This window comes from Ruegeria hyattellae (genome assembly GCF_041537925.1).
Taxonomy (GTDB): Bacteria; Pseudomonadota; Alphaproteobacteria; order Rhodobacterales; family Rhodobacteraceae; genus Ruegeria_C.
In genome coordinates this window covers 1-21785 of sequence record NZ_JBGOSH010000002.1, presented here as the reverse complement: position 1 = coordinate 21785, position 21785 = coordinate 1, and the positions used below count along the sequence as shown (strand labels likewise).

19 protein-coding genes are annotated in these 21785 nt (G+C 59.4%); 9 read left to right on the top strand and 10 right to left on the bottom strand.

Annotation, left to right across the window (positions count from 1 at the left end; all coding sequences use genetic code 11):
• From AB1E33_RS04070 to AB1E33_RS04060, 3 genes are all read right to left on the bottom strand, one after another.
• Window positions 1-915, bottom strand: a complete 915-nt coding sequence (locus tag AB1E33_RS04070; RefSeq protein ID WP_372575987.1) for a carbohydrate ABC transporter permease — start codon at window positions 913-915, stop codon at window positions 1-3.
• A 62-nt stretch (window positions 916-977) separates the two neighbouring features.
• Window positions 978-2231, bottom strand: coding sequence for an ABC transporter substrate-binding protein (locus AB1E33_RS04065; protein WP_372575986.1), 1254 nt, complete (start codon window positions 2229-2231; stop codon window positions 978-980).
• Between the two features lie 36 nt (window positions 2232-2267).
• Entirely contained in the window at window positions 2268-3155 is an 888-nt protein-coding gene (locus AB1E33_RS04060) for an N-acetylmuramic acid 6-phosphate etherase (protein ID WP_372575985.1), read from the bottom strand.
• Between the two features lie 167 nt (window positions 3156-3322).
• Between AB1E33_RS04060 and AB1E33_RS04055 the strand changes: the two genes are divergently transcribed.
• The 4 genes from AB1E33_RS04055 to nagA are packed head-to-tail and all read left to right on the top strand — an operon-like array spanning window position 3323 to window position 7169.
• On the top strand, window positions 3323-4210 hold the full coding sequence (locus tag AB1E33_RS04055) for a glucosamine kinase nucleotide-binding domain-containing protein (RefSeq protein ID WP_372575984.1): 888 nt from the start codon (window positions 3323-3325) through the stop codon (window positions 4208-4210).
• The gene (locus AB1E33_RS04050; protein ID WP_372575983.1) at window positions 4197-4952 is read left to right on the top strand and encodes a GntR family transcriptional regulator; all 756 of its coding nucleotides are present in this window, start codon (window positions 4197-4199) and stop codon (window positions 4950-4952) included. The genes AB1E33_RS04055 and AB1E33_RS04050 overlap by 14 nt, the downstream gene beginning before the upstream one ends.
• A gap of 13 nt (window positions 4953-4965) precedes the next feature.
• Window positions 4966-5994, top strand: coding sequence for an SIS domain-containing protein (locus tag AB1E33_RS04045; protein WP_372575982.1), 1029 nt, complete (start codon window positions 4966-4968; stop codon window positions 5992-5994).
• A complete protein-coding gene (gene nagA, locus AB1E33_RS04040) occupies window positions 5991-7169 on the top strand; it encodes an N-acetylglucosamine-6-phosphate deacetylase (RefSeq protein WP_372575981.1) in 1179 nt (392 codons plus the stop codon). The genes AB1E33_RS04045 and nagA overlap by 4 nt, the downstream gene beginning before the upstream one ends.
• A gap of 9 nt (window positions 7170-7178) precedes the next feature.
• Here the strand turns inward: nagA and AB1E33_RS04035 are convergent, their stop codons facing one another.
• On the bottom strand, window positions 7179-7862 hold the full coding sequence (locus AB1E33_RS04035) for a DnaA N-terminal domain-containing protein (RefSeq protein ID WP_372575980.1): 684 nt from the start codon (window positions 7860-7862) through the stop codon (window positions 7179-7181).
• Between the two features lie 465 nt (window positions 7863-8327).
• Between AB1E33_RS04035 and AB1E33_RS04030 the strand changes: the two genes are divergently transcribed.
• Window positions 8328-9635: an AAA family ATPase gene (locus AB1E33_RS04030; protein ID WP_372575979.1), complete on the top strand. Its 1308-nt coding sequence runs from the start codon at window positions 8328-8330 to the stop codon at window positions 9633-9635.
• Window positions 9632-10738 (top strand): ParB/RepB/Spo0J family partition protein, encoded by a 1107-nt coding sequence (locus AB1E33_RS04025; protein ID WP_372575978.1) that lies wholly within the window; start codon window positions 9632-9634, stop codon window positions 10736-10738. The genes AB1E33_RS04030 and AB1E33_RS04025 overlap by 4 nt, the downstream gene beginning before the upstream one ends.
• 65 nt (window positions 10739-10803) lie before the next feature.
• On the opposite strand, the gene AB1E33_RS04020 is transcribed toward AB1E33_RS04025, so the two are convergent.
• Window positions 10804-11859, bottom strand: a complete 1056-nt coding sequence (locus AB1E33_RS04020) for a tyrosine-type recombinase/integrase (RefSeq protein ID WP_372575977.1) — start codon at window positions 11857-11859, stop codon at window positions 10804-10806.
• Between the two features lie 353 nt (window positions 11860-12212).
• Between AB1E33_RS04020 and AB1E33_RS04015 the strand changes: the two genes are divergently transcribed.
• Together AB1E33_RS04015 and AB1E33_RS04010 are read left to right on the top strand one after the other, a co-directional pair.
• The gene (locus tag AB1E33_RS04015; protein ID WP_372575976.1) at window positions 12213-13655 is read left to right on the top strand and encodes a hypothetical protein; all 1443 of its coding nucleotides are present in this window, start codon (window positions 12213-12215) and stop codon (window positions 13653-13655) included.
• Window positions 13595-15463 (top strand): hypothetical protein, encoded by a 1869-nt coding sequence (locus AB1E33_RS04010; RefSeq protein WP_372575975.1) that lies wholly within the window; start codon window positions 13595-13597, stop codon window positions 15461-15463. The genes AB1E33_RS04015 and AB1E33_RS04010 overlap by 61 nt, the downstream gene beginning before the upstream one ends.
• Here AB1E33_RS04010 and AB1E33_RS04005 read toward each other — a convergent pair whose 3' ends face one another.
• From AB1E33_RS04005 to AB1E33_RS03985, 5 genes are all read right to left on the bottom strand, one after another.
• Complete coding sequence (locus AB1E33_RS04005) at window positions 15464-16939, bottom strand: peptidoglycan-binding protein (protein ID WP_372575974.1); 1476 nt, start codon at window positions 16937-16939, stop codon at window positions 15464-15466.
• 52 nt (window positions 16940-16991) lie between these two features.
• Window positions 16992-17213, bottom strand: a complete 222-nt coding sequence (locus AB1E33_RS04000; RefSeq protein WP_372575973.1) for a hypothetical protein — start codon at window positions 17211-17213, stop codon at window positions 16992-16994.
• Between the two features lie 512 nt (window positions 17214-17725).
• Window positions 17726-18154, bottom strand: a complete 429-nt coding sequence (locus AB1E33_RS03995) for a hypothetical protein (protein WP_372575972.1) — start codon at window positions 18152-18154, stop codon at window positions 17726-17728.
• The gene (locus tag AB1E33_RS03990; protein ID WP_372575971.1) at window positions 18151-18546 is read right to left on the bottom strand and encodes a DUF1348 family protein; all 396 of its coding nucleotides are present in this window, start codon (window positions 18544-18546) and stop codon (window positions 18151-18153) included. The genes AB1E33_RS03995 and AB1E33_RS03990 overlap by 4 nt, the downstream gene beginning before the upstream one ends.
• 225 nt (window positions 18547-18771) lie before the next feature.
• Complete coding sequence (locus AB1E33_RS03985; protein ID WP_372575970.1) at window positions 18772-19578, bottom strand: helix-turn-helix domain-containing protein; 807 nt, start codon at window positions 19576-19578, stop codon at window positions 18772-18774.
• A 391-nt stretch (window positions 19579-19969) separates the two neighbouring features.
• On the opposite strand from AB1E33_RS03985, the gene AB1E33_RS03980 reads away from it, so the two are divergent.
• The gene (locus AB1E33_RS03980) at window positions 19970-21157 is read left to right on the top strand and encodes a sterol desaturase family protein (RefSeq protein WP_372575969.1); all 1188 of its coding nucleotides are present in this window, start codon (window positions 19970-19972) and stop codon (window positions 21155-21157) included.
• Window positions 21158-21785 lie beyond the last annotated feature (628 nt).

Below are 21785 nucleotides of genomic sequence, written 5' to 3'. Positions count from 1 at the left end.
TCACATCTGATACCGGCGCATCCGGGTTTGGATGCCGAACAGGTAGATGCAGACACCGATCAGGATGATCGCGAACATGCCGCTTGCGATCGCCGACCCCATATGCGGATCGCCCAGTTGCAGCTGGAAGCCGAAGAAAGTGCGGTAGAGGAAGGTGCCCAGGATGTCGGTTGAAAAATCAGGCCCGGCAAGTGCGCCCTGCGAGGCGTATATCAGGTCGAACGCATTGAAATTGCCGACGAATGTCAGGATCGAGATGATTCCGATCGACGGCAGGATCAAGGGCAGCTTGATCTTCCAGAAGGCCGATATGCCGGTGATGCCGTCGACCTCGCCCGCTTCCAGAATTTCCTCGGGGATGGACAGAAGGGCCGCGTAGATCAGCATCATCGGGATGCCGACGAACTGCCAGACCGAGATCAGCGCAAGCGTCGTCAATGCGTATTCTTCCTTGCCCAACCAAGGTGCGAACAGAGATTTCAGCCCGACGAAATCCAGCATCGAAGGTGCGATGCCCCAGATCGGCGACAGGATCAGTTTCCAGGCGAAGCCCACAATCACAAAGGACAGGATCGTTGGAATGAAAATGGCCGACCGGTAAAGCGCGGCAAAGCGCAGACGCGGGTGACTAAGGATCGCGGCCAATGCGACCCCGATCGGGTTTTGCACCAGCATATGCACGATGAAGAACCAGAAGTTGTTTCCAAGCGCGTTCCAGAACTGCTCGGACCAGGTCGGATCAAAGAACAGGGTCCGGAAATTGTCGAGGCCGACAAAAATCCGCTCCTGATCAATTTTGCTGTAAAGCGCCAGGCGCAGCGTGTTGAACAGCGGGAAGATCATGATGGCGGTGTAGACCAGCACGGCGGGTGCCAGGAACACAGCGATGTGCCAGCGAATACGAGCGCGTTGCATTGGAAATCTCCTGAAAGGTCCGGGCGGTCAACGCCGCCCGGACAGGGCAGTAAGGGGAGGGTTTACTGCTGCGGTTCGTACCAGCTTGCGAGGCCTTCCTGGAGTTCGGCACCCAGCTCCTCTGGTGCCGAGGCACCTTTGATGGCCGCAACGGACGCACCCCAGGTCTCGTTCTCGAGGTTCGGCGTGCCGCGCGACAGGATCTGGTAGGTTGAGCGGATCGTGCTTTCGCATTCACCGCGCCAGCCGACGATTTCCTTGGCCAGTGGGTCGGCCAGATCTACCGGTTCGTTGGACAGCGGGAAGAACCCCGGCAGCGCATTGCCAAAGATCGAGGCAAATTCGGGGCTGCCGACCCACGCCAGGAAGGTTTTCGCGGCCTCGGCGTTTTCGGTAGCGGCATTCATGCCGATGCCGATATCGGTGTGATCAGAGATGTAGCAGGTATCGCCTGCATTCTGCACCGGCGGCTTGAACGCACCCATCTCAAAATCGGCCTGTGTATTGAAACCCGAAATTTCCCAAGAGCCAGCCGGATAGATCGCGGCCCGGCCCAGTGTGAACAGGTTCTGGCTGTCGGGATAAGTCTGCGCCTCATACCCGTCGCCCAAATAGGCCCCCCATTTCGCAAGCGTCGCATAAGGCGCCACCCACTGCTCGTCGGTCAGCTTCTGCTCACCGGCAATCAGGGCAAGGCGGCCTTCTTCGCCTTTCCAGTAGTTCGGACCGATATTGTTGTAGCCCATCGTGGCCGCTTCCCACTGGTCATTGGTGCCCATGGCCATCGGGATGTAATTGCCATCTTCCTTGAACTTGTCGAGGGCTGCGAAGAACTCCGCCTCTGTCGTGGGAACTTCGACACCAACCTCGGCAAAGGCGTCCTTGTTGTAGATGAAGCCATGGATCACCGACGCCATTGGCACACAGAAACTCACCGCGCCGTCATCGGTTTGCCACGCGGATTTCGCAACGTCCGAGAAGTTGCTCATCGATTCCATGTCGTCGAGACCGGCCAGATGCCCCGCCTCATACAGCGCCAGAGAGGCATCGAACGGGCGGCAGGTGATCAGGTCACCGGCAGAGCCCGCGTCCAGTTTCGAATTCAAAACCGCATTGTATTCCGCAGGGGCGGAGGGCGTGAAATTTAACTTGATGCCGGGGTGTTTGGCCTCGAAGGCGGGAATGATCTGTTCCTGCCAAAGCACCAGATCGTCGTTCCGCCAGCTTTCGATATTCAGCGTCACGTCTTGTGCCATGGCGCTTGTGGCGGTGAGCGTGGTGCTCAGCAAAGCCAGCTTCAAATAGTTGCGTTTCATTGATGGATCCTCCCAGTTGCAACAGTGGTTCTTGTTTTAGTCCGAGCGCCCCAACGCAGGGCGCAGATGTCCGTGTGTGTCTTTCAGCAATGTGCTGGCCACGTCGCGGCTCACTCCCCGCGCGGCCATAAGAATGGCGACTTTCACGTCACCATCGGCGCTGTCGAGCGCGGCCCGTGCCGCCTCTTCCGAAACGACCGCGACTTTTGCGACGATCCCGCAGGCGCGGGCGCGCAGCTTGATATTGTCAGCGTGCACATTGACCATCATGCCGTCATGCACATGGCCCAGATGCACCGCCATCAGTGTGGACAGCATGTTTAGCGCGATCTTCTGCGCCGTCGCCGCCCCCATCCGGGTTGACCCGGACAGAACCTCGGGCGGAGTTTCCAGCAGGACCGCGTGGGTCGCCAGGTCCAACAGCTCCGCGCCGCGATTGTTGGCGATACCGATCACGGCAGCTCCGTGCGCTGTGGCGATACGCCCCGCCGCGACGGTGTAAGGCGTTGACCCGCTGGCCGAAACCGCGATGATCGTGTCCTTGGCTGTCAGTTCCGCGAGTGCCGCCTCCAAGCCCTCGGTGTTATCCTCGGTCCCACCCGGCATCTCGACGCCCGTTGGCAGTCCACCCGCCATATGGATGCGAATCTGATCCAACGTGATCGAAAAAGTTCCACCAAGCTCTTGCGCATCCGCGGCGGCCATCAAGCCCGAGGACCCGGCCCCGACATAGTGAAGACAACCGCCACAATCTATCGTACGCGCCATCGCGTCGGCGCCCGCACAGATAGCGGGAACCGCCCCCTGAACCGAGGCTGCCGCCGCGATTTGCCCATCACCAAGCATCGAGGCAATCTGGGCGGAAGGGCGTTGATCCAGCCCGACGGCCCCCTCATGCAGATGTTCAGTGGTTCTTGCGATCACGCGAATCTCCCTCGGTTTCTACAAAAATACCTATTAGATACCATTTGTCTACCATTATATTATTTGCTGCTGTTTCGCCGTGTTTTGGAATGAATGTGGGCTAATCAGTCAGTTTTGGTACTTTTTAGGCCTTTGAAATCCGCCAAAGGTATTATAAAGGTTTCTATATGACGGATTCGCCCGATACCCCGGTTCTGGCCATCGATGGCGGTGGCACGCGTTGCCGCATTGCGTTTGTTCGCGGCCATGATCGCCATATCATCGAGACGGGGTCGGCCAATGTATCGACCGATTTCGACAGCGCAGTGCGCTGCCTGCTCGACGGCATCCAAACCCTCGCGCAGCGCAGCGTTACCGACGCAGAAACGCTGCACGCCCTGCCCGCCTTTGTCGGATTGGCCGGAGTCACGGGTCAGGCACTTATCAACCGGCTAAGCGCGGCGCTGCCATTGCAAAACGCGCGCTATGCCGATGATCGCCTCGCCGCACTGCGCGGCGCGCTGGGGTGCGGTGACGGGCTGGTCGCCCATTGCGGCACCGGCTCCTTCTTTGCCGCCCAGATCGCCGGGACACACCGGCTAGCCGGTGGCTGGGGCTCTGTTCTGGGTGATGAGGCCTCGGCCCAGTGGGTCGGTCGTACGGCCCTGTCGCACCTTTTGCATCAGGTCGATGGGTTCATTCCAATGACGCCGATGATCGAAGATTTAAGGACCCGGTTCAGCACGGCCACTGAAATCGTGGAATTTGCCCGCGACGCCGACCCGGCGGCTTTCGGGGCACTGGCGCCACAGGTGACGGCACATGCGACAGATGGCGACCCCGTCGCCCTCAAGATCATGCAGACCGCCACCGATCACATCACCTTCAACCTGGAACAGATGGGCTGGAGACCGGGTATGCCTATTTGCCTGACCGGCGGGATAGGACCGCACTACGCCGCTTATTTCCCTGACGCGATCGAACCCGATCTGGCCGAGCCGCAGGGCGAGCCTTTGGACGGCGCGATTGCGCTTGCGCAGGAACGAGACAAGGAGATCGCACATGGATATTGCTGAATTTCTGCGTCCCGAAAGCTGGCTCAGCAGGACCGCCGGGCCGCGCTATGTGCAATTGCGCAGACGGCTCGAGGCCGGGATCGAGGGCGGTATCCTGGCCCCGAACTCCTCTTTGCCGCCTGAACGCGAGATCGCAGAGATCACTGACCTGTCGCGCGTGACAGTCCGCAAGGCCATTCAGGAGCTCGTGCGGGAAGGCACGGTTGAACAGCGGCAGGGCTCGGGCTCTTTCGTGCGTGAACCGGTGACCCGCGTGGAACAATCGCTTTCGCACCTGACCTCTTTCACCGAGGACATGCAACGTCGCGGGCTTGAAACCACGTCGAAATGGCTGGAGCGCGGCATCTTCATGCCCTCCCCCGAAGAAGTGCTTGGCCTCGGCCTTGCCGCCGGAGATCAGGTCGCCCGCATTTATCGCCTGCGCGAGGCAGGCGGGCGTCCCATGGCCCTGGAACGCGCGGCACTCCCGCTCGACATCCTGCCGAATCCGACAGCGGTGACGGCCTCTCTCTATGAATTGCTGGAACAGTCCGGCACCCGTCCGATCCGCGCGGTTCAGAAAATCTCTGCGATCAACCTCGAAGCGGAAGAAGCCGACCTGTTGGGCGTCGCCGAAGGCACCGCCGGATTGCGCATTCAGCGGACATCCTATCTGCAAAGCGGTCGTGTCGCGGAACTCACCCGATCGATCTATCGCGGCGACGCCTATGATTTTGTGGCGGAGCTGCGCCTCACTCATTGAAAAGGCACTGCAAATGACCCCTGACACCACACTCATGCGTCGCGAAATCGACGAGATCCCCGATGCCGTTGAGCGTCTTCTGTCACAAGGCGGGGACGACATTAGAAACGCCGCCGAAGCCGCCCGGCAAATGGACCCGAAATTCCTGTTGTCGGTCGCACGCGGCTCATCGGATCACGCCTGCACCTACCTGAAATATGCCAGTGAATTGGTCTTGCGCCGACCTATGGCCTCTGTCGGGCCATCCGTGAAGTCGATCTATGATGTTGACCTCATCGCGGAAGGTGCGCTTTGCCTTTCAGTATCGCAATCGGGCATGAGCCCCGACATCGTGCGGATGACCAAAGCCGTCACCGCATCGAAGGGTCTGTCCGTCGCGATCACCAACAACCCCGACTCCGATCTCGCCAAGGTCTCTTCCGCCACATTGCCGATCCATGCCGGTCCCGAGCTGAGCGTCGCGGCCACGAAAACCTTCGTCACATCGCTGGTAGTCGGCCTATGGCTAATCGCTGAAATCAAACAGGACGCCGACCTGATAAGCGCCATTCAGGCCCTGCCCGCCCATCTGGCTGCCGCCACGGCCTGCGATTGGTCAGACGCCGCCGCAGCGCTGGACGGTCGCTCGCTGTTCACGCTTGGTCGGGGGCCTTCCTGGGCCATCGCCAACGAAGCCGCGCTGAAATTCAAGGAAACCTGCCTTATCCATGCAGAAAGCTATTCCTCGGCAGAAGTGCTGCACGGGCCGGTTTCGATCGTCGATCAGGGCTTCCCGGTAATCGGCTTCGTGGCCGGTGATGCGGCCGAAAGCAGTCTAGCCGAGGTGGCCGACGCGCTGTCCGACAAGGGCGCAACTGTTTTTGCGACAACCCCCAAGCTCGATAAGGCGATCACGCTGCCGCACATACGAACCGATCACTGGTTGACCGATCCGATTACCGCAATCGTGTCATTCTACGGCATGGTCGAACAGGTCGCGCGCAATCGCGGAATCGATCCGGACACGCCAAGACACCTGAAAAAAGTGACGGAAACCGTATGACACGCGAAACCGTGACATTCATGGGCGGGCGTTTTTTTGACGGAAGCCGCCTTTACGACGGCAAGGCCGCTTGTTTCAGGGGCGGAATATTCGCCGCGCTGGTTCCGGAGGCTGAAATCACCCGCGATTGCGAGATCGTCGATCTGGGTGGTGGCATCCTGTCACCTGGATATGTCGATCTGCAAGTCAATGGCGGCGACGGGGTGATGTTCAACGATGATCCGTCGGTTGCCACCCTGACACGCATCGCAAGCGCTCATCGGAGCCTTGGGGTAACGGCGATCCTTCCGACGCTGATAACGGACACCCCAGAGAAGACCAACGCCGCGATTGACGCGGCCCGATCCGCCATTCGTGGCAAGGTTCCGGGCATTGCGGGCCTGCATCTGGAGGGCCCACATCTCAGCGTTGCCCGCAAGGGCGCGCATGATGCGGCCCTGATCCGCCCGATGGAGGACTCTGATCTCCAACTCCTGCTTGCGACAAAGGCGGACATCCCGGCCCTGAAAGTCACCGTCGCACCCGAGAGCACCACGCCCGGTCAGGTTGCCACTCTGGCCGCGGCCGGCATTCTGGTGTCGCTTGGGCATACGGATGCGGGTTTCGAGACCTGCAGGTCCTATGCCGGGGCCGGGGCTCGCTGTGTCACCCACCTGTTCAACGCGATGAGCCAGCTTGGCAATCGCGAACCCGGCCTTGTGGGCGCTACGCTGGCCACTGGTGCACTTTCGGCGGGATTGATCGCGGATGGCATCCACGTCCACTCTGCCGCCATGCGCGCTGCCTGGGAAAGCAAAACAGGGCCCGGTCGGATCTTTCTCGTCAGTGATGCAATGGCGGTGGCGGGGACCAACCAGACTGAGTTCTTCCTGGAGGGCCGGCGAATTTCCCGCCAAGACGGGCGGCTTACTCTTGAAGACGGAACACTTGCCGGGGCCGATCTGGATTTGACCACCGCAATCCGGGTGTTGGTCAACGATGTGGGCATCGCCCTGGAACAGGCACTGCAGGCTACCACAACGACGCCTGGAAGCCTGATTGACCGGCCAACCGCACCAAGGCCCGGCTCATCCCATTTGTCCGATCTGATCCACATCTCCTCATGCCTGCGCCACGTCACGCCCCTGGATCGGTTCGCGGCGTCGATGCCGCCGAAATCTGCGAGCGCCGAGTAACCCTGCCCCCTATTCCGTCGCTTCGATCCGGACGGACCGGATCGACGGGTCGACGCGCGCATAAGCCGACAGAACCCGCCCGGTCCATTTCTGCGCAATGTAGTCCGCCATGAAACGCGAGGGCGCAATCAGGGTCACCACCCCCCCTGCCCTCTCCGCCTCGGCCAGATGCTGGAACCAGCTGGACCAGAGTTCGGGATCGCGCCGGTGCAACATGGTCTGCACCTGCCCCCAGACGTCTTCGCCATCGGGCGCAGGTAACCCTTGCTTCACCTTGAACGGAACAATGTTGGTTGCGGGCTCCTTGGTGCTGCCCATTCGCTCCTGAAAGTCCGAGCCGATGACAGGCCATATCTCGGCGGTGTCCAGCATCATCTGTTTCAGGTCCAACTCGTAAACGGCAACCCGGCCCCGTGCTGCCGGGCGTTTCACGGCGATCCATCCCTGGCCGCGAAATTTGGCCATCTCCCGCTTTACGGTTCTTTCGTTCACGGACCAGAGCCGCGCGATCTCTTCCCGTCCGATCGACAATTCGTTGGATCGCCAATTGTACCGTGTCGTGATTAGCGTCAGAATACGAAGAATACTGCGTTGCCGGTGCTTATCGGCCGCAAGAGCATGGACAGCCAAAGCCGAGAGTATGTCATATTTGAGGGCCGCCGCATTTCGCCCGACCGGTTGTGCAACCTGCATTTTTTGCTCGCCGCCTTATATGCCTCATGCGTTTTATCTGCAGTCTTGCCGCCGCTTCCCAACGCTATTCCTGATCTTGGCATAATTAGCGTCCAAAGCTTCGATTCTGTCAAGAGGAGTCTGAAAACAGGTCGAAAATCCGTCCCTTTGAGCTCAAGAAAATATAAAAATTGGTGAAGTAATGGTGATGGGGGACATGCTGTCCGCCCCCCTAATTGAGCAACTTGTCCCCCTATATGAGGTGGAATGTTTTAAGGTGTCCCCCTATATCTGACCCGCTCGCCAAGCTCGACCCTTCGTATGACCGCAGGACGCTCCCGAATCAGGTCTGCGGCTAGGACCCCTTGTTTTCTTACCCACGGGTAAGTTCGCATTGGTATGATAATTTCTTTTGCCAAAAACGCAAACAGGGCGTAAATAAAAACTACATAACAATTAGCGTCCGAAAGAGCAGAGACCCGAGGCATGTACACGCACGAAGACCTGAGCGCCTTGCGCAACCAGTCCCTGAAGCTGCAGGGATGGATACGACAGCAAACCTTTAGCCCTGAGATGGAGAAGACCTTGCGCCGCTTCTCGAGCTGGGAAGTGTCCGAGTTGATCTTCAGGGTCAATCAGTCGACATTTCGTGGCAAGCTGGCGGCGGACCCGACCCTGCCAAGCGGCGAGGTGGAGCCGGACGGGCGACAACGCTGGTTCAGCCTGGAAGAGGTCAATGAACTGCGCAGGCGGCTCAAGGTCAATCGCAAATCCCTGATGCCGCCGCGCCCAACCGGCAAGCGGGCGATCCGGGCGGCAGTTGCAAATTTCAAAGGTGGCGCGGGCAAATCCACCGTTGCTCTGCATCTGGCCCACGCCTCTGCTTTGGATGGTTATCGAGTGCTGGTGGTCGATTTCGACCCGCAGGCGACGCTGAGCCATTCCATGGGTCTGACCGATGTGGCCGAAGATTTCACGGTCTGGGGCATCATGGCCAGGGACCTCATTCGTGAGACCGAGCGGATGAACAACCGGCCTGCCGCCGCCGAGTCCGGTACCGCCTTGCCCCGGCGCGAACTGCCTCCGTCCATCACGGATATGGGCCTGGGAGATCTGCGGATATCAGACTTCATCAAGAAGACATCCTGGTCGACGATCGATGCGATCCCATCCTGCGCCAACGCCGCCTTTGTTGAGTTTGCCTCAGCCCAATACAGACACTTGAATCCCGAATGGTCGTTCTTTGCGGCAGTGTCGCGCTATCTGGATCAGATCCCCGACGACGCCTATGACCTGATCCTGTTCGATTGCCCGCCGGCGATAGGTTACCAGTCGATGAACGCGGTGTTTGCGGCCGACATGCTCTACGTTCCATCAGGGCCTGGGTATTGGGAATACGACTCGACCACGTCCTTCATCGGTCAGTTGGCCGAGGCGCTGGAGGATCTGGCCTATGGGTTCGATAAGACTTTACCCACGGGTAAGATCAGCCTTCCCAAGACCTTTTGCGAACTGCGTTTCCTGCTAACGCGTTATGAGCCCGGCAATGCCCTGCATCTGGCCATGTTCGACGCATTCCGCAAGGTTTTTGGCGAACATGTCGCGCAGCATCCGGTTGAGATGACGCGCGCCGTTGAACAATCCGGTCGGTTCCTGAGCTCGGTCTACGAAATGGACTACCGCGAGATGACGCGCGAAACCTGGCGCCGGGCGCGTTCGACTTTTGACAATGTCTATGAGGAATTCCGGGACGTCATGATTTCGGCCTGGGACAAGCTGGAGGATGACGCATGACCCGCAAACGCAGAGTATTTGATATCGATATGCCAGCCATGGCGGATATCCAGACAGGCAAAGTGCCGGATGAGGTTCTTGGAAAACGGCGTGGCCCGATGGCCGCAGCAATCTCTGAGAACGCTGATGCCTTGCGGGACAAACAATCAACCGAAGATGTCATCCGTGCCGAAAATGATCGATTGGCGCATGAACTGGTCCGTCTGCGGGCCGAAGGCCTGGTCACCGAGCATATCGCACTGGAGGATGTCGTTTCCGAAAAACTGACCCGGGATCGCAAGTCAGGCCCGGACCCGGAACTGGAAGAACTGAAGGCATCGATCAAAGAGATCGGACTGTCCAACCCCATCCGTGTCGAACGCCGCACCGATGGGCGGTACGATTTGATTCAGGGCATGCGCCGTTTGTCAGCTTATCGGGCGTTGCGCGAAGAAACGGGTGACGCGGCCTATGCGGCGATTCCGGCCGGGATCGCTGATGCGGCGAAGCTCGATGACAGTTACCGACGCATGGTGGATGAGAACCTGATCCGCAAAGGTATCTCGTTTGCAGAGATGGGCGCCCTAGCCCGCGCCTATGCCGAGGATCCGGCGAATGATTGCGCGGATGTGGACAAAGCGGTGTCGACCTTGTTCAAGTCGGCGAGCTACACCAAGCGCAGCTATATCCGGGCATTTGCCAGCCTGCTGATGAAGATGGAAAAGCTCTTGATGCATCCAAATGACATTCCGCGCAATGTTGGTGTGGAACTCAAACGCAAGCTCGACACTGATCCCGGGCTGATCCGGCGGGTTGGGTCCGCATTGATGAGCGAGCCCAACCGAGACAGCGCTCGTGAAATAGCAATTCTCAGGAGTTTCGCGTCGCAGGAGGCCGTCGCTCCCTCAAAACCGAAATCTGAGGGCGGCACTAAAACTCGTCGGGCGAAAACAACATTTCAGGTTCCGGGACGGGCAGGGGTCGCCAAGTGCTCTGCCTCGAGCGGGCGGATAGAGGTGCGATATAACCTGGACTTCACACGGGTTGACCGGGCGCGTTTGGAGCAGGCGATCGCAACACTCGTCGAAGATCTTCAGGAAGAAGACGATCTTACCCGCGGGTAAGATCCATGTTTTGCAAACTTCTATGACGTGATGGCGCCAAATGCTATTTGGCGCCATCTCTTTTGCTACCCTAACAGATCGGTCGCTGGGTTTTCGGTGATCTCGACATCATCGTAATACTTCTGTGCCTGGGCGACGGAGCGATGCAGGGAAAGGCGCATGGCAGCCTGAATGGGGGCCCCGTCAAGGGCGGCCTGGGTTAGAAATCCCGAGCGCAGCCCGTGCGGCGAGGCAAAATCCTCTGGCAACCCTGCCAGTTTCAAACGGTGTTTGACGATCTGGTAGATGGCATCCGGGCTGAGGCGGCGCTTGAGAACGCGATCGGATTTGGACACCGGGCGAAACAAAGCTCCATCCTTGATCTGACCCACCTCGATCCAATGGACCAGCGCCTGTGCCGCGCGGCCCTTGAGCACCAGACGCGGGGTTTCTCCCTTGGCTGTGGTCTTGGTTTCCAGCAGCATCAGCCAGGCCAAACCTTTCTCCTTGAACTCCTTCAAGGACACATCTTCCCGCATCAGGCCGGTCAGTTCCGACCGGCGGCGCCCTCCACTTGCCCAGCCCAACATCAGCAGCGCCCGGTCGCGACAGTCGCGGCGGGATCCCCGGCAGGTGGCGAGCAGCTGTTCGAGGATATCTCGGGTGATGGGGTGAGCGGATTTCGGGGCAGGAGGCCGGGCGGCGGCGCGACGTGCCTTGGCGCGGGCCTGCTTCACCTGTGGCGCGCCAAAGGGGCCTGTCAGGTTCTTCATCCGGTGAAAGGCCAGCCAGGACGCGACACGTCGATCCAGCGTCGACGGGGCAGGGCAGGTCAATGACTTGCGCAGCCCTTGTGCGATCAGGGCCTCGGCAGCCTCTCGGGCTACGTCGGTGTCTGACGCGTCACTCAGGTCCCGGGCGTGATCGAGAAGGAACGCCAGGGCGGTTGCCTCGGATTCCGGCCAGTCCAGCGGCGTTCCAAACCGCGCGGACTTCCAGGCGGTGATATAGAGCAGGTCGCGCTCATAGGCACGCAGCGTGTTGGCGGGCGTGCCGCGGACATAGAGATCGGTGAGCGCGTCCTGGTCCGCGTCGGACAGGGCAGGGGAGACGGGTGGGAGATAGGGCGCAGGAGGCTTCATGGGTGGCATTTTGCGCAAGTTTCGTGGGGAAATCAAACAAACATGATAAGGGGTACTTATCAAGCATAATTGGGAGCTCCGCGAAAGATTTGGGTGGCGGACATAATGTCAGAATTCTGATCGGTAGAGGGGCAGGGGCATTGGAGGAGTGCCGAAATCCCCGAGACGAGGAAGGTAGTTTGCCCCACTCTGGATCCGTGGCCGAGGATTTTCTAACCTCCTGATGGCTTCCATCTCCAAGCCCTACCAGATGAGGGATCAAGGGACGTCCATTCCATCAAAAAACCGGTTTGTTTGGAGGCGCGGGAGGTTGCGTGGTAAGCTTTCCGGAACCAATGCCTGATTCCGGTCCCATGAAATGTCACCCCAGACTGGGTTACTTCCTGCTTGCTATGCTTTCTGCAATCGGCGTTCCGGGCGCAGCTCAGGCCGAGCCCGATCCGGCTACAGAAACGATGGCGGCGGTCGATGCCTGGTTCGACCATGACTGGAGCGTTTCGCTTTCGCTGTCTCGGGCGTCTCCCCGGGTCCTTCGGCCTGGCGTCCCAACCGAGCTGTTGCTTGAGGCGCGTTTCAGTGGCCCACAGACCGGGACGGACCTTTATGTCCTTATCTTTGCCGCGCACCAGGGCGCACCGCTGATCGAAATCCGGGAGATCGAAGAGGAACCCAAAGACTCGCAGGACAAATTCCCGGCGGCGAGTGTCCACACCGAGGAGATTGATGTCGTCGGGCCGGTGGTCCTGACAAACGCTGATACCGGCAAGCTTGTTCTCACACTTTTCCGCGTTGCGACAAAGGTCCTTCGCGCTGCAATCATCGAGGCCGCAGACGAAGGTCTTGCACCGCTGGTGGGCGTTCGAATGAGCGATACATCGCATGTTTCGCCGGTCATCCTGTCGCTCCAGGGTTTGCGCAGGTCTTTCAAGACATTTGTAAAGGGACGGGATGACCGAGTGGCAGGGCAAGCATCCGAAGCGGTCAGCCTCTCGCCTCAGGTAGCATATTTCACGCTCGTCCGGTTGAGCGGTCCCGGCCCAGACACGGACGGGGTGGTGCGGCGTAAGATAGGGCTGCGCGCGCCTAACCTTCCGGTCCACTATTCCGGCATCTTGATCCTGCCTGCCGAGATCACACAATTTGGATCGGATAGGAGGATCGGGATCGATACGGCGGCATCGCCGCCCCTTGTTATCCCGGTGGTCGGTCAAGAACGTCCCGATGTGCTTGGCGAGATGCTGGCCAAAAAACGTCAGGAGGAACGCGGCGACCTGCCCGCCGTTTCTCACAATTTGACGATCGCGGCTGACCGCACTCCGGTGGCGGCCGGGCGCCCGGTTCGCCGTGCTTTCGAGGTGCGTCATGGGCCCCTTCAAGAAGGCGCAGATATCTATGTCGCGCTTCTACCCGTTAACGCCGAGGATGGCGTTGTTTTCGGTCTGGGCGGCCGTGAAACTCTTCGCGGTGAGATCGACGACTTGGCCTATTCGATGCAGGCTTGCCGTGGCGATCCGGCCGCCGGCATGATGCAGATTCGCCAAAGCCCGATCGTGGTTGCATCTCCATTTCCGATTGCACCGGGTTTCGAGGCCGGGCGGTTGGGTGCTGTGACTTCGCTCTCAGGAGGGACCGTCGCGGGCCGGATAGATTTCGTCGCGCCACCCCTTGCCGCTTGGTACGACGCGGTCCTCGCAGTGCCCCTTGTAGTCGACTGGAATTTGGAGGAGGGGCAGCAATGCGCACATCTGGAATTCGGATCGGACGCGAGGGAATACATTCCCCTGCTCGGACGATGAGGCGCGCGGGACAGTGCCTACCGGTGCTGGCGGCGCTGGCCCTATTCGATGCCGCCCTGGCACAGGTGCCCGACGACTTTACGTCAGCCGACATGATGACCGTTGGCTCGATCCGCCGGATCATTGATTGGACAGTCCGCATGGCGCCGCCCAACATCGAATCGTTCGGTGCCGAGCTAGACATGCACCTCGTCCCCCCCGGTACGCCGGATGACATCGTGTTGCAGGGCGAAGCCGCGGCGGCAGCGGATCTTGCGGCGCTGACCGCCGGGGCCCGACTGTCGGTGGACAGCGGCGGGCCGGGCCCGGAACTGCGACCGGGGCAAATGTCCACGATCCCCCTGTCGCTGGATTTTGAGGGGTTGGCGGTCGGGGAGGAAATCCACGTTGCCGTCTTCTCAGGGGTGCGTGGCGGGCTCCTTCTGGAAAAGGTGCCGCGCATCCTTAACGAGGACGTCCCGGCGTTTTCCGGGATCACAATCACGGCCTCAGACGCCCGGCTGGACGGCACGCATCTGACTACGATGCCAGACGGTGCGATCGGTCCCGAATATGGCCGCTACGCGTCGCGCACGACTCGGATTCGGTTGGAAGCCGAACTGCGGGCGGGAAGCCTTTCGGCCATTACCTTCGACGCGTCGCATTTTCCCGCCCATTTTGCCGTGCCGATCAACCATATGACCGACGGCATCCGGAATTACGTCATTCTGATGGGCAGGGCTGCGGCGGCTAAGACCGGGGGGAGCGAGGCCGCGTTTGAGCTTGAGGAAATTCGCGCCATGAGCCTGGAGCCGGTGCGCCCAAGTTCGAACGTCACCGCCGGTGTGAACACAGAGGATGGCGGCGTGATCCACGTGGACGCCGAAGAGGTGCTTGACCTGATCGCGAAGATGACGCTCGATCCTGTGTCGGACGGGGCCTATGCAAACGATGCGGATATGGTGGCGGATGCACCGGTCTATTTCAATATCGTGCATGTGGCCACGGCGCTGGGACCCGCGCTCGAATCGGTTACAGCGCGCCTGACCCTGCGTCCGCCGGAATTGCCGTTCGACTATGACGCGGTCGTTCTCGTGCCCGTCATCCTTAAGCGCAAACGCACGGGTTTCCCTGTTGTCATCGCCGATACCGAACGGATGCCTCCCATCTCGATCGCCGTGGCCCCAGAGACCGGGCGCGCCGCGTTCCCGGAGACGTTCGTGCCACCTATGGAGCCTGACACCGCGCCGACGGAGTGGGAACAGCCCGAGTTGTCGATCGCCACGGCGCCGGGCATGATCAACCTGGAGGAAACGATCACCCTGCCGTTTCGGATCGCGCATGGTCCCGCGCCAGCTGGGGCCGATCTTTATGTCGTGCTTCAACCGGTGGCTGCGTTGACGAACAATCCCATCCTTGGCGGCGAGAGTGGGGTGACCGAGCTTGCCAGCCAGAACGATATCACGTTCAGCACCTGCGATGACCAGGTGGAACTGCAATCCACCTTCATGCGGGTCCGGCAGAGCCCACTGCAGGTGCGGTCGGAAGGATTTTGGAACACCGGGTTCGATGCTGGCCGGATCGGCACGGTTTCGGCGGCCGAAGGCGGGGTCATCGAGGGCGTGCTGACATTCACGCCGCCCTTGCCGCCGTCGGGGACCGTCTATGACCGAATCCGCGCGATCCCTCTGCTTCTTGCCTGGGACATCACTGATGGGCGGCAATGCGGCACCATCGTCCTCCGGTCGGACCAGGGGACCGATATCCCGGTGCGATACCTGCAATTCTGGGAATGGGTCTCGCCTTCGGGGGCCGCGTCCTTGCCCTGATCACTCGGTATCCGAGCCGCCGCCCAGACCTACCAGTAGGCGCATCGAGTCGCCCGAGGTGGACGAGGGTGAGAGGCGCGCGTTGACCACGCCCTCGGCCAGGACCCGCAAGGCGAGCGCCGCGCCGGTCCAGTTCGACCCGAAATACAGTCGGCCGCGGATGCTGTCCGGCATGCTGTAGACACTCGAATAGGCGTAGCGCACTCCGGCCGCGTCCAGCCGCCGGGCCAGCCGGTCGACTTGCTGTTCGGCGCCGATCTGGTACACGATCATGATCTCCAGGTCGTTGTCCCTGAGGCTGGACAGGTCGGTCGGCGGTTGGTTCCGCATTCGCGCGAGTGCGGCGAGCGTGGTGGCATCGGGTCGGCCCGTCGGCACGACCCCGGCGAGCGCTTGGAACGCTATGAGGGCGTCCTCGGTCTGCCGGTCAAGTCGACCGCGTTCGCCAACAGCGAATCCCAATGCGCGCAGCGCTGTCTGCGCCTCGGCGGTCTGCGGCCTGATCGTCGCGGCCCCCGCGATGGCCTCAGATGCGATCCCGGGTGACATCGCAGTTGTCTCGGCAGTGCTGACGCGTTCGCCGTATCGGATCGCCTCTTTGCGGAGCGCCGGGGTGAAGAAGAAGAACGTCCCTTCGGACGAGCCGATCTTGTAAAGCTGCGGATCAAGGTCGGAGGTCCAGCCAATGTCCCGCATTTCACGCCTGATCCGGGGTTCCAGGTACAACATCAGTTCCTGAACCGTCACGATCCCGTCGCGCGGACCAAGGTCGTTTTCGGTATCGGCCGCGCCCGAAAGGCCTTCCAGAAGCGCGCGCGTGAAACCGCCGCCTCTGGGTTGCGTTGTGGCATAGGCTTTTTGTTCCTCTGTGCCCGCAGTTAGGATTTGGCGGCTTGGGCGGCGGAGTTCCTCGAGGTCGACCGTCACCTCGCTGCCCGACATCGACTCGACTCCGATAAACCCGGAAAAGCAGGCGTCGATGGCGAACAGAAGCTGCTCGGCCGGCACGAAATCGGTCCAGCGCCGTAGCGCGTTCATCTCGATCATCGTCGCGGGGTCGCCGGACCGGGATGTGCCGAAAGCGAGAAAGCCGGTCGTTCCACCGGTCGCGACCGGGAGGGTTTCGCCGTGGCCACTCCAATAGATGAAAAACCGGTCCTGAGGCCCGACGCGCGCGCGGAACTCGTCGAGGATCAGCGTCTTGAGCCGCGATTCGGTGACATCCGCTTCGGTTAGCAGATGCACGTAGTCAAAGCCCGCCGTGTCGATCAGAAAATCCTTTACGGCATGGGGGTCGGCCTCGGTCGGCAGCGGTGCAAAGCGGTTCTCTTGCCCATATTGGCTAATGCCAACGACGAGCGCATAGCTGGCCGGGTTCATGTCGATCCCGAGGAGGTTTTCAAGCCAGCGGGCCTCGTATTGCTTCGCCTCTTTCGAGGCAAAGCCCTGATCCACCGCGTAGGAGGGCGCCGCCATGAGGACTGTCGCAACCGCGATGCAAGCAGCGACGACGAACTCACAGTTCCGCCTATTTGGATTTCGACCGGACACTGATGATTTCTTTCACAAGACTGACTACGCCCGTTGCCAGGCCCACGACGGCAGTTGCGAGCCCAACCCAGGCAACGGTCTCGGCCCCGGTATCGCCCATCGGCACGGTTCCCGGCGGAGTCCGAAACTGTAAGAAGAGCCAGACCCCCACCAAAAGCAGCAGGCCGCCGATAAAGATCCAGCGACGATTACCTGACAAATGTGTCCTCCGGTTACTCCGGGAAACGGTAACATTTCTGCCGGGGCCGCGCCACTTTCTTTAAAAGGGAAGTGCAGTCCCTCGGGCGGCGGGCGGTCAGGTCGCTCCGTTACCGGCGCGGGTGACCCGTTCCATTGCGGCGGGCTCAATCTGGGATCGGCTGCAAAAAGAATTCCCGGCGTTTTGTGTGACGTGAGCGATGGTAGATGCCGAACCAGTTCAATGATGCCCGTCGGGATATGTTTGAAAAAGCACGGTATCGGGTGGCGAACGCATCAAAGCCTACCGCCGTTGACATTGGGCTCTGGCACCTGAATTTTGGGCTTACGCTGGCGGGTCTCATACTCTCAATGGGGGCAAAATTCTGGTTTCTGGATCAGATGGTTTGGCTGTTCTCCGAGCAGGATCGTGAGTGCGCTACGGAGCAGAGTATATTGCACCTTTGAAGGAAATCATAAGCTGGTTTTTGGCCGGACTATCTCTCAGTTGCTCACGTGCTTACCTGACGAGCGTCATTGGCTAAATGTTTGCAACTGATCCGTTCGTGACCCGGTACTTTGATTCGGGGAACTTGTCGCGACGGGCATCATTATATTTGTAGGGCATCCACAGCAACTCACGGACAGGAAAGCACCGGAACTAATCCGGAAAGACGATCCATGCAACACAGTCGTCTCTAGGTAAGTCCCGACGCAGACGATGGCGATGTCGGCGCCGCGGGCCAGAACTGCTTTTGCATCTGCCTCAACCTTGACACCGAGTGATGTTCCAAGGCTTACAACATCCCCCAGATCTCGGCCAATCTTGCTTTCGCTGCGTCCGATCACTCCGACGATATCTACGCCACGTTCCACAAGAAACCGGGTGAAGATCGAGCCCATCTCTCCGACACCGTAGACGATCGCCCGTACGGGCCGTGCCTCCTTGGCAGTGATCATCATTCGCCAGCAACCTGGCGTTCATAGTCGGCGCTGTCATACCAGCCCAACGACTTGATCACCTTTAGATCGTTGTCCAAATCCCATTCCTCCCAACCAGAGAACTTCACATGGCTGCCCGTGTCTTTGTGGTGGCCCTCAAAGGTCCACGCATAGACCATATGGTGATCGGCAACTAAAACACTGTCGAGCTTGAGGGTGAGATCGGGAAAGTCGGCCATAAAACCCGCTGCCATTTCGGCGATTTCGGCTTGGCTTGTCATCGGGTCGCCGCGGTTCATACCCATGGTCGTGTTATTTGCGTAGCGGTTTGCCACGGCCTCTGGATTTCGTTCGGTCCAGGCGTCGCAATGCGCTTTCGCCATTCTGTGCGCAGTCTCAAAATCAGGTGTCAAAACGTCCCCCAGAAAGCAGCAATCGCGTTTCAGTGAAGTTAGTGGCGGACAAACCATTAGGCCATCCGAAACTTTACGGTCAGAATTGTTGAACGGCAGTTCCGCGCTCGTTGAGAGTGCTCGTCCGGCACCGGCGTACGCAGACGCAGCGAATAACCGTAAAGCGGGCTCGACTGCAGAATTCGACAGCTGCGCTGAGAGTCTGGAATGGGCCGTTAGCAGCGATCATTCCACTCGAAACAGCGCTTCATTTCGGTATTCTGTAGGGGTCATGCCTGTTTGCGAGCGAAAGGCCCGATTGAATGGCCCGAGCGAAGAGAAACCAACGTCAAATGCAATGCTGAGCACTGTACGCTCAACCATTTCCGGCTTTTCTAGCATTGTTTGGGCCTCATGAATGCGAAATGCGTTCACGAAGCTGGTGAAATTGCGGTGCCCCATTCCCTGATTGATCGCAGACCGTAGCCGATGTTCTTGCGTCCCCAGTTTGGCCGCCATTTGTGCTACGGTCAGCCCTTCCTCCCTCCAAAGACCTGCGGCCATCGCAGCTTCAATGCGCTTGATCAATGCCGCTTGCGCGGGGTTCGGGGTTGTGTCGCGCTGCGAGGCAGAGGGGTGTTCGATCCAGATGTCGGGCGCAACACGCACCGACCAGACCAGGAACGCAGCTGCGGATAGACAAATTGCTGATGCCTGCAGCAGGAATACCCAATACGGAAGCACTTGATCCAAATGGGTGATTTCAATCACCGTGGTGATTATGCCAAGGGTCAATAACCAAGCCAGAAACCAACGGCGAAACCGGCGGCGATCGGCGATCAAATCTTCCATTTCGCCTGACACAACAATTTTCAACATGTGCAAAAACAAGATCAGCACGCATGCGCCGCGAACCACACCCAGCGGAATCTGCAGCTGGGTCAACCAGCTTGTCGCAACGATCAGCACCGCAACAACGATCTGCCAAGATTGAATGACAACGTCATCCTGAAACAGCTCAATTGCGGCCCAATAGATCAGAACCGGGATCACGCCCGAGATCATCACAAGCACAAACCGGACAAGCCCCTCGCTCAGGTCGATACTCGGAGAGGATACGATCACATAAGGGCCAAGGCTCAGGCACAGTAGCACGACGGCCAGACTTTTTCGGGTCCGGGGTCCGTTTGTCAGAAAGATTACAGCGCAGAGATAGAGAGTGCCAGCGGCGCTGCCACGCAGGAAAGTATCAAAGAGCGCTAATTCTGACATCACGCGCATAAGCGAAGTGCCATTTGGCTTTCCGGTCAATGGCTGGACCATGTCGAAACTGAAAAATCCTCGCCGAAAACTCAAAATGCCCTTCGTTATTCGAAATCAGAGGGCACCCGCTATCCGCCTGCGTCAGGTCGTTGTGCATGTCCTTTCGCACTTGGAGAAGTCAATGACACATCTCATTACACTGCTTTCCGTCTATGCAAATGTCTTTGGCGGCGACTTCATGCGCTTTGTTTTAGGCTCAGGCGGTACGTATCTGTTGATCAATGTCTTTCTGGCACGTCGGCTTGCTGCGCAAAAAATCCGCCCTTCAGATCCACCCAATGGCCAGATCCGTCGCGAGATCCTGGCAAGCTTGCGGACCGTCCTGATCTTTGCCACCGCTGGGACGTCAATCGTGCTGGGTGCAAATGCCGGGGTCATCACGATTTACCAACAGGTCGCGACATTTGGCTGGATCTATTTCGTGTTCAGCATTGTAGCGCTGTTCGTCCTTCACGATGCGTGGTTCTATTGGACACACCGCGCGTTGCACTATCCGCCGCTTTTTCGGCGGTTCCACCGGTTGCACCATAGATCTCACCAACCCACGCCCTTCACCTCTTACAGCTTCGATGTCGGTGAGGCTGTGGTAAACGCTCTCTACCTACCTTTGGTGTTGGTCATTCTCCCGGCGCATCCATTGGCGCTGTTCGTCTTTGTGACTCATATGATGTTGCGCAATGCAGTGGGGCACTGCGGGGTCGAGGTCTTTCCTGCCAATCAGAAAGGGCAACCCGTCTTTGGCTGGCTGACAAGCGTCACTCATCACGATTTGCATCACGCCCATGCCGGTTACAACCTCGGGCTCTATTTCTCTTGGTGGGATCGGCTGATGAGGACGGAGCATCCTGAATACCTCGCCAAGTTTGCCCGTGTTGCGCCACGCATCCCGACTGTCGGCCTGAAAGCAGTAATTCTGTTGGTGGCAATTGTTGGAGGTCTGGCAGCCAGCCGCGGCGATGCCTTCGAGCTCAGCGGTCGTTACGCGTCGCCCGGGCTTGGTATTATAGTCGCGTTCGAGGATTGCGGGCCGGAGGGCACAACCAGATGCGGGCGGTTGCTTTGGATGTGGGAGGGGCAGACGCCCCACGCAAAAATAGGCGATTTGATCCTTACGGATCTGGTGTTCAATGGTACTGCCTGGGAGGGAATGCTGCGGGACCCAGAATCCGGGCGTACCTATCGAGGTTCGATCAGACAACCAAGCCAACACCGACTTAACCTCAAAGGCTGCGCCGGGATCATCTGTGCAAGCCAAACATGGCACTCTACAATTTACCTTCGAACCGTACTTTCTGAACACGGAGGTTAACTCCACGCATTTCGAGTGAGCGCCTTGAACACGTTACCAAATCGGCGTCAGGCCTGTATCGCAACATCCCCATTTCCCGTACTCATAGCGTGCAAAGTGTATAAACAGCGCGCCCAAATAACGGCTTTGTCCGCGATTTATCAGTTCGTCGCCTTCTGGATTTGGTAGTAGCTGCGAATGTCTGCAAGGCAGGAGGCGGCCGCAGCATTTCAACTGGCTGTCAGATGTCAGCTGTGGGCCGCCTTTGTTGGTGCGGATAGCTTTCCACGAGTCAGATACTGCGGTGCATCGGAGGTCGGGAAAGAGCCCACTTCGACCGATGCTGCAGACTTCCCAAACGAGCGTGAAGTGCAGGTAGCTGTCACCGCCCACAGCAGGGACGGCCTAAACTGGGCATCGGCTGAAGTTCGCACCGCCGCGGTGCAGTTTTCTGATCTCCGCCAGCCGTAGATTGCATGGTGCCCACCTTGCTGGCGCAAACTACACGCTCGTGGCTTAGGACTTCCCGCATCGGTCTGAACCCCATAGAGTGGTGGCGCCCGCATGTGACGCCGGGAGGTCCGCGCTGCCAATCCCGGATGCTACGGTCCCGCCTTTAAGGACAGAAATGATGGCATCAGAAACCACT

What these genes read in the sequence shown, in the direction of transcription:
- AB1E33_RS04010 (WP_372575975.1), top strand. Translation starts at nt 13,595, where the DNA reads ATGCGCACATCTGGAATTCGGATCGGACGCGAGGGAATACATTCCCCT.
- AB1E33_RS04030 (WP_372575979.1), top strand. Translation starts at nt 8,328, where the DNA reads ATGTACACGCACGAAGACCTGAGCGCCTTGCGCAACCAGTCCCTGAAG.
- AB1E33_RS04020 (WP_372575977.1), bottom strand. Translation starts at nt 11,859, where the DNA reads ATGAAGCCTCCTGCGCCCTATCTCCCACCCGTCTCCCCTGCCCTGTCC.
- AB1E33_RS04070 (WP_372575987.1), bottom strand. Translation starts at nt 915, where the DNA reads ATGCAACGCGCTCGTATTCGCTGGCACATCGCTGTGTTCCTGGCACCC.
- AB1E33_RS04005 (WP_372575974.1), bottom strand. Translation starts at nt 16,939, where the DNA reads ATGGCGGCGCCCTCCTACGCGGTGGATCAGGGCTTTGCCTCGAAAGAG.
- AB1E33_RS04045 (WP_372575982.1), top strand. Translation starts at nt 4,966, where the DNA reads ATGACCCCTGACACCACACTCATGCGTCGCGAAATCGACGAGATCCCC.
- AB1E33_RS04055 (WP_372575984.1), top strand. Translation starts at nt 3,323, where the DNA reads ATGACGGATTCGCCCGATACCCCGGTTCTGGCCATCGATGGCGGTGGC.
- AB1E33_RS04025 (WP_372575978.1), top strand. Translation starts at nt 9,632, where the DNA reads ATGACCCGCAAACGCAGAGTATTTGATATCGATATGCCAGCCATGGCG.
- AB1E33_RS03980 (WP_372575969.1), top strand. Translation starts at nt 19,970, where the DNA reads ATGACACATCTCATTACACTGCTTTCCGTCTATGCAAATGTCTTTGGC.
- nagA (WP_372575981.1), top strand. Translation starts at nt 5,991, where the DNA reads ATGACACGCGAAACCGTGACATTCATGGGCGGGCGTTTTTTTGACGGA.
- AB1E33_RS04035 (WP_372575980.1), bottom strand. Translation starts at nt 7,862, where the DNA reads ATGCAGGTTGCACAACCGGTCGGGCGAAATGCGGCGGCCCTCAAATAT.
- AB1E33_RS04015 (WP_372575976.1), top strand. Translation starts at nt 12,213, where the DNA reads ATGAAATGTCACCCCAGACTGGGTTACTTCCTGCTTGCTATGCTTTCT.
- AB1E33_RS04065 (WP_372575986.1), bottom strand. Translation starts at nt 2,231, where the DNA reads ATGAAACGCAACTATTTGAAGCTGGCTTTGCTGAGCACCACGCTCACC.
- AB1E33_RS04050 (WP_372575983.1), top strand. Translation starts at nt 4,197, where the DNA reads ATGGATATTGCTGAATTTCTGCGTCCCGAAAGCTGGCTCAGCAGGACC.
- AB1E33_RS03995 (WP_372575972.1), bottom strand. Translation starts at nt 18,154, where the DNA reads ATGATGATCACTGCCAAGGAGGCACGGCCCGTACGGGCGATCGTCTAC.